Annotated in this window: 11 protein-coding genes; 2 read left to right on the top strand and 9 right to left on the bottom strand. The window is 50.4% G+C overall.

Features of this window, described 5'->3' with window-relative positions; all coding sequences use genetic code 11:
• A partial coding sequence (locus tag NTX59_10085; protein ID MCX5786026.1) for a hypothetical protein occupies window positions 1-1,893 on the bottom strand: 1,893 nt, incomplete at its 3' end.
• 417 nt (window positions 1,894-2,310) lie between these two features.
• Here NTX59_10085 and NTX59_10080 point away from each other — a divergent pair.
• Window positions 2,311-2,658 carry a helix-turn-helix transcriptional regulator gene (locus NTX59_10080; protein MCX5786025.1) on the top strand — a complete coding sequence of 116 codons (348 nt, stop codon included), beginning with the start codon at window positions 2,311-2,313 and terminating at the stop codon, window positions 2,656-2,658.
• A gap of 83 nt (window positions 2,659-2,741) precedes the next feature.
• Here NTX59_10080 and NTX59_10075 read toward each other — a convergent pair whose 3' ends face one another.
• The 3 genes from NTX59_10075 to rmuC form a co-directional block, all read right to left on the bottom strand.
• On the bottom strand, window positions 2,742-3,419 hold the full coding sequence (locus tag NTX59_10075; protein MCX5786024.1) for an ArsR family transcriptional regulator: 678 nt from the start codon (window positions 3,417-3,419) through the stop codon (window positions 2,742-2,744).
• Window positions 3,394-4,170: a nucleotidyl transferase AbiEii/AbiGii toxin family protein gene (locus NTX59_10070; GenBank protein MCX5786023.1), complete on the bottom strand. Its 777-nt coding sequence runs from the start codon at window positions 4,168-4,170 to the stop codon at window positions 3,394-3,396. The genes NTX59_10075 and NTX59_10070 overlap by 26 nt, the downstream gene beginning before the upstream one ends.
• Before the next feature lie 243 nt (window positions 4,171-4,413).
• On the bottom strand, window positions 4,414-5,742 hold the full coding sequence (rmuC, locus tag NTX59_10065) for a DNA recombination protein RmuC (GenBank protein ID MCX5786022.1): 1,329 nt from the start codon (window positions 5,740-5,742) through the stop codon (window positions 4,414-4,416).
• A gap of 906 nt (window positions 5,743-6,648) precedes the next feature.
• Here rmuC and NTX59_10060 point away from each other — a divergent pair.
• Complete coding sequence (locus NTX59_10060) at window positions 6,649-6,948, top strand: hypothetical protein (protein MCX5786021.1); 300 nt, start codon at window positions 6,649-6,651, stop codon at window positions 6,946-6,948.
• A gap of 14 nt (window positions 6,949-6,962) precedes the next feature.
• Here the strand turns inward: NTX59_10060 and NTX59_10055 are convergent, their stop codons facing one another.
• The 5 genes from NTX59_10055 to NTX59_10035 form a co-directional block, all read right to left on the bottom strand.
• A complete protein-coding gene (locus NTX59_10055) occupies window positions 6,963-7,559 on the bottom strand; it encodes an outer membrane beta-barrel protein (protein MCX5786020.1) in 597 nt (198 codons plus the stop codon).
• A 75-nt stretch (window positions 7,560-7,634) separates the two neighbouring features.
• Window positions 7,635-8,645, bottom strand: coding sequence for an aspartate-semialdehyde dehydrogenase (locus NTX59_10050; protein ID MCX5786019.1), 1,011 nt, complete (start codon window positions 8,643-8,645; stop codon window positions 7,635-7,637).
• 26 nt (window positions 8,646-8,671) lie between these two features.
• A complete protein-coding gene (locus tag NTX59_10045) occupies window positions 8,672-9,688 on the bottom strand; it encodes a hypothetical protein (GenBank protein MCX5786018.1) in 1,017 nt (338 codons plus the stop codon).
• A 97-nt stretch (window positions 9,689-9,785) separates the two neighbouring features.
• Window positions 9,786-10,655, bottom strand: coding sequence for a ParB/RepB/Spo0J family partition protein (locus NTX59_10040; GenBank protein ID MCX5786017.1), 870 nt, complete (start codon window positions 10,653-10,655; stop codon window positions 9,786-9,788).
• A gap of 73 nt (window positions 10,656-10,728) precedes the next feature.
• Entirely contained in the window at window positions 10,729-11,568 is an 840-nt protein-coding gene (locus NTX59_10035; GenBank protein MCX5786016.1) for a ParA family protein, read from the bottom strand.
• Window positions 11,569-11,606 lie beyond the last annotated feature (38 nt).

Genomic DNA, 11,606 nt, shown 5'->3' with positions numbered 1-11,606 from the left:
ATTTGTGGCCGTAATATCACTCTGCCCTGATTTGGTTAATTTTACTGTTGCCCCACTAACAAAGTTTGTCCCCGCCAGATTCGTTATGTTTAAACTTGCATTATTTAAGCCCGAATTTGGCGTAATCGTAGTTATTGTCGGCGGAGTATTTACAGAAAAAGAACGGCAACTTGAATACCCGGAAGCTCCGGCTGAATTATTCGCCTGCATCCGCCAATAATAAGTCTGCCCGTCCGTTAATCCTGAAACTGTTCTATTGAGATTGCTTGTATTCCCACTGTAAAGACTGCTTGAACCACAACTGCCTCCGACCTGCAAATCATAAGATGTGGCGCCTGTGGCGCTATTCCAGGAAAGAGTAGCAGATGTCGTTCCGGAAGGATAAGAATATCCATTGGCAGGAGAAGCAAAACCAGGGATTGGCGGAGCTATAGTAAAGGAATAACAACCTGAGAAATTGGACACGGTACCGTTATTATTTCCACGCACCTGCCAATTATAAGTCTGACCGCTACTCAAACCCGAAATCGCCTGATTGAGATTTGTTGTATTTCCAAAGTAAACACTGTTATCTCCGCAACTACCGCCGACCTGTACATCGTAAGAAGTGGAATTTAAACTACTGTTCCAGTAAACAGTTGTAGCGGTAGTTCCTGTGGGATAAGAATACCCATTAGCGGGAGAGGAAAGCGTAGGGGTTACGGGGATGGGCGATGCAACGGAAAAAGAGTAAACACTTGACCAATGCGAGGCACCAGGTGAATCATTATAGGCTATCACTTGCCAATAGTAAGTTTGTCCATTTGACACTGAGATTGTCGCGCTGGTTCCCGATGCGCCTTGGTTGCTTATATAAGGGCTTGCAAGAACACCATACGACCCTGTAGTATTGTAAAGACTCACATTAATGGCATAACTGACAGCACCTGGCACGGAGTTCCAGGAAAGATTTGCGGATGGCGTCCCGCTTGGATACTGGTAACCGTAGGATGGAGAGGAGAGCGATGGTTGTGACATCGGAGTAATACAGACTTGATTAGATTCACTTGACCACCCGGCCGCATTGTGGGCCATGACAGTGTAACAATGGCTGGTGCCGTAGGAATATAAATCAGTTGTAGCTGTAGTAATGTTGGGGCTAAAAATCCCAATATAGGAGCTATCTGTTATTGCGTGGACATCGTACTGATCTGAAGGGGAGTTGTTCGTCCACGAAAAAGTTACATGAAGGTCATTTACCGATGCCTGAAAATTGCTTGGGGCGGTGGGTACTGAAAGTGGCGTATAAGTTAAACTGACATCATCAATGCGAAATACAGTAGTGTTTGAAACATCTGTAGTCGCAGCAAATTTTAGGGTTATTGTTTGCCCAGCGTAGGAAGAAAGATTTATTGCGGACCGTTGTTGATAACTCCCTGATGTATTGTTTACATTCGACAAGGTATCAACGATATTGGCGTTGTTAACTACAACGCTTAAAATATCATAGGCACTCCCGCCGATTTCTTGAGTTGTAATACTATACCAGTAGGTCAGTGTAACACTTGTCGCGCCACTTGGAATAGTCACTTGTTGACTCATTGAGCCATTTGCGCTGTTCTTTGCTGTCCCAGCGCCATCTACACCTCCGGCTGCATACCCAGGTGAAGTATGATAATTTGACAGATTTGTCCCTGCCCAAAAATCCCCTGACAATGTCCATCCGCTTGAGCCTGAACTAAAGCTTCCGTTTGTAATGGCTTCAGTAGCAAATATTTGCCCACATAAGGCCACAAATAGCACAAACGCCGCAACAGAGGTTCTCGTATAGGAAAATAAAAATCTTTTAAATTGGTGCTTAATGTAATCAGGCATATCCAACCCGGTTTTTTTGAATAAGTTTGTAATATTCATTCTTTATCGCCTCATCTTGCATTCCCTGAATACTTCCTCCAAAAATTGGGGGCGGAGTCACCCCACCACCTGCTTATAAAAGATAGACGCTATCTTTTAAGGTCGCATGGGAATGCGACCGCTACATTAAAAAATTGTTGTTTAAACGTCCCCGATTTCCCCCCTTCATGTTATGACAAATGCAACGCCGAACCGGCGTTTAGCAGATTTAATCAAAATACCAACTATAAGTCAACAATACAATCCACCAGTATATTATGGTTTTACACTTATGGAAGCTTTAGAATAGGGGTTGCGTATAAGAGAGAGATTGCTTCGCCTTCGGTTCGCAATGACAAAACGAAGTAGCAAAAAGGTAGAAAATAGAAAAGGTAGCGTCTACCTTTTCGTTTGCGGGTTTGAGCTTCGGGAGGGATTATGCCCAGGAACATTTACGACATTGTTGGGGAAAGGATTCGGGAAGAGCGGAAAAAAGCGGGGCTTACCATTGAACGCCTGGCCGAACTGGCGCAGATAAGTTCAAGTTTTCTGGCTTACATTGAGACCAAGGGCAGGAAAGCGAGCCTTCAAACCATACAAAAACTGGCCGAAGCCATGAGAATCCCGGTAGCCAGGCTGTTTGACACCACCCCCGGCCCCGGCAAAGACGCCGTTTACGCCGCCACCCAGCAGTTCGCCCAGCTTATCCGCGACAAAACCGCCAATGAAACCGCCGGCATCCTTGAAGTAGCCAAATCCGCCGCCAAACACCTGCGCCGGAATTAAACAGACCCATCATCTTTTTTGAATTGGAAAAATTAGCCCAGTATTTCAGGGGCGTCTACCTTAGGCGGAGGAATTTTTCCAGGTTAAGGATACCGGGAGCCGGACTTTTTTAAACCGCGCCGGAGCCGGGCGGCCTCTGCAATCAGATCAAGCCGGCGGCGCGCGTGCGCGGCCGCTTTGCGGCTTTTTAGGGCGGCAACCCAGCCGTAAGCTTTCCTGAAGCTGAAGCCTGCGGAGAAACGTAATTCCGGAAAATGGGAGAACTGCCGTTTGCGGAAAGCGGAAACATAAAGACAGTCAACAAGGGCCTTTTCGGGCTCGGCCAAAAGAAAGCCGCCAGCCCCTTCGCGCCAGCCGAAACCGCAGAAAAACGAGGGCGACAGGCGGTGCACGGTAAACATCCCCGCGCCGGTTTTTATTTCCCCGCTGTGCGCCACCGAGGCCAGTGTGACATACTGCGGAATCTGCTCAATAATGCCATGCAGATACAGAGCGCTGGTAAAAGACACATAAGCCCGCTGTTTAGGTAATATATGCGTTATTACGGCATAAGGGCCGGGCATTGAACCGCCAGCCGCCCAAACGCCGTGCGCCACCTTTACAACAAGCCCCTGCCCGCGCAGAAAAGCCAGCCCCTGTGAAACGGTTGAGGGGGATTTACCCGAAACAGCGCTTAGTTCGCGCGCGCTGAACACGGGACGGCCAAGCCCCAGCACATAGGAAATAAGCGTTTTTTTAGCCATTGTTTTTTTTAAGTTCATCCACAAAATCAGCGGCCTTAAGCTTAATTTCGTCCCAGACGGACGGCACGGAGTAAATTTTCCGGTCTTCCGGGGCCAAATAAGCCGCCACCGAATCCCGGAATATTTCAAAACCCGGCTCAAAAATCTTTTCCTTTGCCCTGGACAGATCCTCCTTATCCGGGAGCGGAACGCCGGCCGCGCCGGAGCGCACCTGCGTACTAAGCTGGTAGAGGTCAAAAATGTCCCTGGCCTGGAGTATAGAACGGGACAATACCGCCGAAATTTTCTGGGCCGCGGCTATTGCCGCCGGGTAATGCCACGCAATGAGCGGGGCCATACCGTAAGGCCGCAGAACAACCGCCGGAACAGGCTCCGCAACAGGCCCCCCCTGGAAACCGCGCCGGGAGAATTCCACCTTGGTAAAATAATCCTCGCCGGATGAAGTCATAATGTGTATCTTGAAACGCTGCGTGGTTGCGGTCTGTTTGGCTTTAATTATATCCGGCGGTTTTATTGCATTGATGCCGTACGTTTTAAGGTTTTCCCTGAACGACGGAGAAGCCAGGATGCGCATAACGCGATGTTGAACAGACTTCACCGGCAGCTCTTTAACATCCAGGTCCATATCTTCGGAATAACGTATGCTTTTAAAGAACAGGCGCAGATTAACCCCGCCTTTAAGCGCCCACAGGCCGGACGGCAGATCCGCCGCAAGATAGCGCAGAAATTCAATATGAAATATCTCCGTCAACTGCAATTGTGTATACATAATATGTATTATAATTTAGTTAAGGCTAAACTTCAAGACATTACATGAAAAATTCGCACGCTATTTCAATGCCTGCGTATAAGGGCCCCCCATGCGGCGCCCCCTAAACAGTTGGGAAGTGGTTGTCTATCAAGGGTAATTTCAATACGCCTAAACCAAAAATCCCATATCGCCAATTGAAGCCGCAATTTCGGGCAGACCGCCGAGCACATGAAACAGAAACCGAAATATTCGAGATCTTCTTCAGCCGGGGTCTTTTTCTATAAGGTCTTTAATTTCGCGCGGCAGTTCTTTTGAGGCTTTCGCGCCCAACTCCCGTATCTTTTCAGCCTTTGTCAACATGTTGTCGCGGCCGTCCTTCATCTTTTTCATGGCGTCTTCGTAAGAGCGGTTAAGCTGGCCCAGGCGGCCGCCTATTTCATTCATCACTTCCACGAAAGCCACTATTTTATCGTAAAGTTCGCCGGCTTTTTTGGCTATCTCAACGGCGTTCCGGCCCTGCTTGTCCTGGCGCCAGATGCTTTCTATCAGGCGCAGCGTGGCCAGAAGCGTTGAATTGGTGACCAGTATCACTTTTTTCTCAAGGGCGTATTCCCAAAGCCCCGCGTCGCTCTTCATGGCCAGATAGAACGCGGGCTCCACCGGCACATACATAAGCACCTGGTCAGGGGATTTCAGCCCGGGCAGCGATGAATAATCCTTGGCTGACAGTTCGTCTATATGGTTTTTAACCGATAAAAGATGCGCCTTAAGCGCTTTGGCGACGGTTTCTTCGTCTTTGGCCGAGGAATACTCCACATAGGCCGAAAGCGAAACTTTGGAGTCAATTACCACCTGGCGGCCCTCCGGCAGGTATACCACCACATCCGGAAAATATCTTTTTTTCCCCCCTTCTTCTTCGCGGGTAAGTTTTTCCTGGCGCTTATAATGCTCGCCCTCCACCAGGCCGGAACGCTCAAGGATCTTATCCAGCAGGATCTCGCCCCAGTTACCCTGCATCTTGGATTCGCCTTTAAGAGCCCTGGTCAGGTTATCCGCGTCTTCGGTGATCTGCTGATTCAAGGTCTTTAAATTCGCGAGTTCGGATTTAAGGTCCGCCGCGCGGCTTGCGCCGTCCACATTAAGCTTGCGCACCTCCCCCTCAAAATTGGTCAGCCGTTCCTTCAGCGGAATAAGTATCTCGTCAATTTTCTGCCTGTTCATATCGGTGAAGCGCAGGCTCTTATCCTCAAGTATTTCATTGGCGATATTTTTGAACTGCACCAGCATCTCCTGCTTCTGCTTATCGAGCTCTCCGGAAAGCAGGTCAAGCTCGCGGCGGGTTTTGGCGTAATCGGCGTTAAGCTGCTGCGACTTGGCCCGCTCGCTTTTAAGCTCGCCGTCAAGTTTCACCGTTTCGCCGCCTAGCTGCGAGGAACGCTCCTGCAATTTCGCGTTATCGGCGTTAAGAGACTCCAGGCGGGTCTTCATAGCCTCAAATTCCTCCCTGGACGCGCCCCGGGACCTGGCAAAGAAGTAAGCGGCAATAGCGCCCAGGCCCGCGCCGAAAAACATAAAGAAAAATTTATCCATAACTGACCTCCGCCTATATTTAATGATAAATATGGGTCCGCTGTCATTGTTATTATCCCGAATTCTGCGATTGCTGCGCTAATTTAATAATTAAGTGACCATTGTGGATTAAATTGAGCGGGGTGGCGGCAGGGGTATTTCGCAGCAGCCTCCGGAACCCGACTTGGGTTTGCCCCGCTCTTTTGGCCGCAGAACACGCACACTGGAGACTGAACATAAATTTATGGCCTACCCCTACCAAACCAAAAGGGCGGTGCTTGCAGTAAGAAAAGGGAAATTTCTCAAACGGGAAATCCAGGTTATGCAAAAGGAAGGCCGGAAACTGAAAAAGGGCAAAAAATGAGAGCCCCCGCTACCGGGGGCTCTTCACTTGGCTAACGCCACACTACACTAAGGGGCGGCTCGCGGGGCCGGAAAGCGCCGAACGCGCCTGGCCCGAACCGCCCACCCGGTGAAACCACCCAACCTGGAACCTACCGCGCACCGGGGGAACCGCGCCGGGGCCGGGGCAGCCCCCGAACCCAACCACACTCACACCGAACCGCAACCATCTAACCGGCGCACCGAGAGATCGCAACTACATATCGAGTATAGCAGAGGTTTCTTGACTTGTCAAGACCCAGGAAATTTAAACGGAAAAATCGCCAGTCAGAGCACAGTAGTCACAAGTCACAATTGAGAAATTCCCGCGCTTTATTTTACCAAGCCGGGGTTTTTTTATACGGGAAATTTGCGGGAAACATTCCATAATCACAAAAAACAACGCGACAAGACGCTGTCGCGTTGGTGTGCTATAACATAAGGGCAGCGGATAGAGGATAGGGGCTAGCGGTTAGGGACTGAATAAACAACTCCTTCTCTAACCCCTATCCGCTACACGCTATCCGCTGTCCTAAAGGAGGCCTTATGAAATGGCAGGTAAAAGAGTGGCTATATGAAAGCTATAAAGCGGAAAAGGACAACGGCCTGAAAGCCTATATATATAAAAGCGCCCTGTGGGCCGGGTTTTACCTCAAGCAGAAGAATCCCGGCTACGACGTACGCTACAAGGGCCGGACGATAGCCCGCATTTATTTTGAAAGAAAGGGGGCCACAGTGAAAGCGTTTAACACAGCGGCCGACTATCCGGAGATTTCAGATCTGGACCTGGTGGAAATTGCCATGTGGGTCAATAAATTGAGGTTCGCAAACGTTCAGCTGAATTAGGGGTTTCCGTGATCTTACTCTTCCGCGCCTAAGATGGCGTAGGAGAGGCCGCACATCACACTGGAGCGGCGGGTGACCCCTTCCTGAATATTCTGCTGGTATTCAATGTTGAGACTGGCCTTGCTGGTGACATTAAACTCAAGCCCCAGCCCGAAGGTGGGTGAAGCAAAAGTGATTTTATGGCTTTCATCACTGGAATTTTCCTTAAGCGCGGTCAGTTCCATGCCCGCAAGCAGATAAGGCCGGACAGCCTTCAGGTCCTTGCCGTTAAGCCGCGTAAGCATTATTTTGGCTAAATTCAGCCCCAGTGTGCTGGTGAGCAGTCGGTTGTCGGGCCCTTTATAGCGGTTATAGTCGTAATAAACTTCCAGCGACCACTCAAAAGCGTGGTTATAAAATTTCATATTAGAGGCGCATTCCACGCTAAGGCCCGGCCTATAGTGCACCGTCCTCGAATCGCCGGTTGTTTCCAGGTTGAAATCCGAAGTAAGCGATATGGTATTTGGCTCCAGGTCCATGCTCAGGTTTTTTAACAAAGCCGCACCGGCGCGGCCCGGAGTACCGCAGGCGAGAAGCGCGGCGAGGAAAGAGGCTTTTATTGTTTTTTCCATGCGAACACGGGTTTTTATTAATAAACAAATACCAGCAGCGGAACTAAACGAGCGCGGGAATTATTTTCGCGTTTTTTATTTTTTCGCCGTTATACGTTCGGCTATCTGCACGGAATTCAGGGCGGCGCCCTTATAGAGATTATCAGACACTATCCAAAGCTGGAATTCGTCGGGCGAGGTTTTCGCTTTTCTGAGGCGCCCGGCGAAAACCTCAAAAGTGTTATACCCCTGTTTTAACGGCACGGGATATTTATAGGGGTCGGGCGAGAATTTAAGCCCACGGGTCTTACTTAAAACGCTTTTAAGCCCCGCAAGCGTCCAGTGCCGTTCAGTTCTGGCCCATACGCTTAAAGAATGGCCCCGCAAAACCGGCACGCGCACCGCCGTTGAACTTATCCTGATCGCGGGCGAATTCCAAATTTTCTTCAGCTCGGCCTCCACCTTGTTTTCCTCAACGGAATGCCCGTTTTTATCAAAGCCGCCCACTTGCGGAAATAAATTGAAGGCTATGGGGTGCGGAAACCTGCCGCCTTTAACCTCCGGAACCCTGCCGGTTTTGAGGTAAGCCCTCAGTTCGGCTTCAAGCTGCAGCATAGCGCCCCTGCCTGCCCCGGAGACGGCTTGATAGGTGGCCAGCCGCAATTCTTTTATTTTAAATTTTTTATGCAGCTCAAAAAGAGCCACGGCGGCGCCCGTAAGCGTACAGTTGGGGCCGGCTATCAGCTTTTTTAAAGGTTTAAGCTCTACCGCGTTTATTTCCGGAATTACCAAAGGCACGGCCGGATCAAGGCGGAAACGGGAGGAATCGTCTATGCACCATACGCCGGCGGCAGCCAGCTTTTTGGCAAAGCGGCCTGACACCTCGTCGGTGGAAACAAAAAAAACGATATCGGCTTTTTTCAGGAGCGCGAAGGACGGCTTCAGGCAGGGGTATTTTTTGCCTTTAAAAACCACTGAAGCCGGCTTTCTGCCGGAGTTGAAAGGATAAAATTCGCCAACCGGGAAGCGCCGGCCCTCAAGCAGGCCAAGAAGCTCCCCCCCCACCATCCCGGAAGCCCCCACAACGGCCACATTGTAAAGTTTCATTTTATTTTTCCCCCGGTTCGCGCGCGTTAATTCTGCTGCGCCGGAGCCGGCATGGCCGGGATCACGATTTCCTTTGAATAACCGGTATTCTCAAGGTTATCGGAGGCGGCGGCGCGCAGATAGAACATATCTTTTGAAATTTCATCGCGCCTGAAGGTCCAGAAATACGGCGCCCGGAACAACAGGCGGGTAGCTCTCTGCCAGTCAAATTTATCGTAAGACACTTCAAGCCAGGTGGCCCGTATGTCTTCGCCTATGGCGGAGAAGGAAACAGTTATTTTTTCAGCGTCCACCTCGGCCATAAAGCCCTTAATAAACACCTTATATTCGTTTTGCGGCACCAGCTTTATGGCAAGCGCGGGTTTCAGGCCTGAGATAGGGGTTTCAAGCACATCGTCTCCGGAGGGAGGGTTGCCCATTATTGAGTGGTTTAGCCACACATTCTCATTCTCATCTTTATCTTCTGAGAAAGCGGCAGCGATTATGGGCGAGCTGGAAGCCGAGGTGAAGTATCGCGAAGATGCCCATATAGCAAGATAATTCGGGTTTTCGGCGGAAATTTTTGAGAGCGAGACCTCGGCCCAGAACCAGCGCGACGAATCTACGGCGTCAAGATAATCATTCGGCAGCGGCTCAAGGGGCAGATCCGCGCTGTCGGCGAGAAAATACATATTGTCCGAGTTGAATTTCGGCTGCTGGTTTATGGCCATGTATATTTTGCCCGGGATCGGCGTTTTATCCCAGGAGAGCGGCCAGGAATTTATTTTGGCGCGGCCTATTTTCGCGCCTATATACGCCCTGGAATAACCAAGCGAGGGCGCGGGCGGGAGCTTTACTATCCAGCAATTGTTGTAGCCTATATACCAGTCAGCGTGAAACCCGCCGTCGGCGTAGAGGTAATACCTGCCAAGGTTTTTTTCCGCCGCCAGATACGCGGGCACAGGGGATTTGGCGGAAAAAGAGGGAGCCTCCGCCGGAGCCTGGGCGGCGGCGCCGGGGCCGAGGGCCGCCGTTAAAAAAAAGAAAACCGTAAAAAATTTCATGCGTATCCTATTTGCCCTGAAGTCTGAAGCGCTGAAGACTGAAGCCTGGAAGCCTGTGGTTTTTCCCTCAGCTCTTCAGCGCTATCCTCTTTCCGTGTTACTTTTTCAGAATCTGTGTTACCCTGTCAAAATCATCAAGCGAGTAATAATGTATGACTATTTTACCATTCTCCGGGCCGGCCCCCGGATGAATTTCCACTTTGGTCCCCAGGATATTCTCAAGGGAAGATTCAAGTTCGGCGATTTCCGGGCTTTTATGCGCTCTTGCCGACGCTTTTGAGACGGAACGGGGCCTGCGGGCGTGAAAGCCCTGGGCGTAAGCCTCAACGTCGCGCACGGAGAGTTTGTCGGAAATTATTTTTTCGTAAGCCTCCCGCCTGCGGGTCTTGTCGGGTATTGAAAGAAGCGCCCTTGCGTGGCCTTCGTCTATCAATTCGCTCTGCAGGCCGTTCAGGATGGTTTCCTCCAGTTCAAGCAGACGCAGGGTGTTTGAAACCGTGGTCTTTGATTTGCCCACTTTTTTTGCTATTTCCGTCTGGGAGGCGCCGAACTGATTCATAAGCTGGCGGTAAGCGAGCGCCGTATCCATGGCGTTCAGACCTTCGCGCTGTATGTTTTCTATCAGAGAAAGCCCCAATTTTGACTCGTCGTCAAGGTCTTTGCGCACGATAGCGTCTATCTCGGGCAGGCCGGCAAGGCACGCCGCACGCCAGCGGCGTTCCCCGGCGATAAGCTCATAATGATCGTCGCCCGAGTCCTTCCACACGGTAATGGGCTGAAGGAGGCCGCGCTCTTTTATAGAGTCGGCCAACCCAGCCAGAGCCCCGTCGTCAAAATTTCTCCTTGGCTGGAAGCGATTGGGACGTATTTTATCAACGGGAACGCGCTGCACGATATCGCCGGAAATATCGTTATTTTCCACCTTTGTGATCAGGGAATCTATACCTCTGCCCAAAGCTGTTCTCATATGTTCTCCTTGCTAAACAGGTTGTCCGCCGGACCGCATAAATAAAATACTCTGAATCTATCCCACAAGCCGCCTAGCCGCCCAAGTCGTATTCAAGTTCGGGCTCCTCATTAACATAGAGGGACGAGTTTTTATACGATTCCACGTCCACGCCGCGGCGACTGAGGAATTCTATGGCCAAGTCCTTATAGGCCAATGCCCCGCGCGAGCTGGGATCGTAAACGAAAATGGGCTGCCCGAAACTGGGGGCCTCCGCCAGGCGGACATTGCGCGGAATGACGGTTTTGTAAAGCTTGTCGCCGTAATACTTGGAAATCTCGCCCTTTACCTGGTTGGCCAGATTTATGCGGGAATCGTACATGGTGACTATACCACCGTCTATTTTCAGCTTCGGATTAAGGGCCTGACGGATTTTTTCCACCGTATTCATGAAATAAGCCAGCCCCTCCATGGCATAATATTCGCATTGCACCGGAGTTATGACGGAGTCGGAAGCATTCAGGGCATTGACGGTTAAAAGACCCAGTGAGGGCGGGCAGTCTATTATTATGAATTTATACATACCGCGCAACTTGTCCAAAGACCTTTTAAGCACCGCCTCCCTTGAGAATTCGTTCACTAATTCTATTTCAGCGCCCGCCAGATTATGACTGGTTGGCACGATATCAAGCCATTCCACGGAGGTCTGCTTGATGGCGCTTTCTATTTCGGCCTTTCCCGAAAGCACATCGTAAATATTGTTATGCTTCTTTGTAATGTCCACGCCCAGCCCGGATGTGGAATTGCTCTGCGGGTCAAAGTCTATAAGCAAGGTCTCGTAATCAAAAGCCGCCAATGCCACAGCCAGGTTAATAGCTGTGGTGGTTTTCCCCACCCCGCCTTTTTGATTCGCTATTGATACTATTTCCGCCATAACTGGTTCTCCGTGTGTTTTTAAGATTCCCTGAATTA

Source organism: Elusimicrobiota bacterium (assembly GCA_026388155.1).
Taxonomy (GTDB): domain Bacteria; phylum Elusimicrobiota; class Elusimicrobia; order Elusimicrobiales; family UBA9959; genus UBA9634.
Note: the sequence above shows the minus strand (reverse complement) of the source record. Positions and strands in the feature narration are given on the sequence as shown.

Coding starts and splice junctions, on each gene's coding strand:
- NTX59_10080 (MCX5786025.1), top strand. CDS start 2,311: ATGCCCAGGAACATTTACGACATTGTTGGGGAAAGGATTCGGGAAGAG.
- NTX59_10075 (MCX5786024.1), bottom strand. CDS start 3,419: ATGAACTTAAAAAAAACAATGGCTAAAAAAACGCTTATTTCCTATGTG.
- NTX59_10070 (MCX5786023.1), bottom strand. CDS start 4,170: ATGTATACACAATTGCAGTTGACGGAGATATTTCATATTGAATTTCTG.
- rmuC (MCX5786022.1), bottom strand. CDS start 5,742: ATGGATAAATTTTTCTTTATGTTTTTCGGCGCGGGCCTGGGCGCTATT.
- NTX59_10060 (MCX5786021.1), top strand. CDS start 6,649: ATGAAATGGCAGGTAAAAGAGTGGCTATATGAAAGCTATAAAGCGGAA.
- NTX59_10055 (MCX5786020.1), bottom strand. CDS start 7,559: ATGGAAAAAACAATAAAAGCCTCTTTCCTCGCCGCGCTTCTCGCCTGC.
- NTX59_10050 (MCX5786019.1), bottom strand. CDS start 8,645: ATGAAACTTTACAATGTGGCCGTTGTGGGGGCTTCCGGGATGGTGGGG.
- NTX59_10045 (MCX5786018.1), bottom strand. CDS start 9,688: ATGAAATTTTTTACGGTTTTCTTTTTTTTAACGGCGGCCCTCGGCCCC.
- NTX59_10040 (MCX5786017.1), bottom strand. CDS start 10,655: ATGAGAACAGCTTTGGGCAGAGGTATAGATTCCCTGATCACAAAGGTG.
- NTX59_10035 (MCX5786016.1), bottom strand. CDS start 11,568: ATGGCGGAAATAGTATCAATAGCGAATCAAAAAGGCGGGGTGGGGAAA.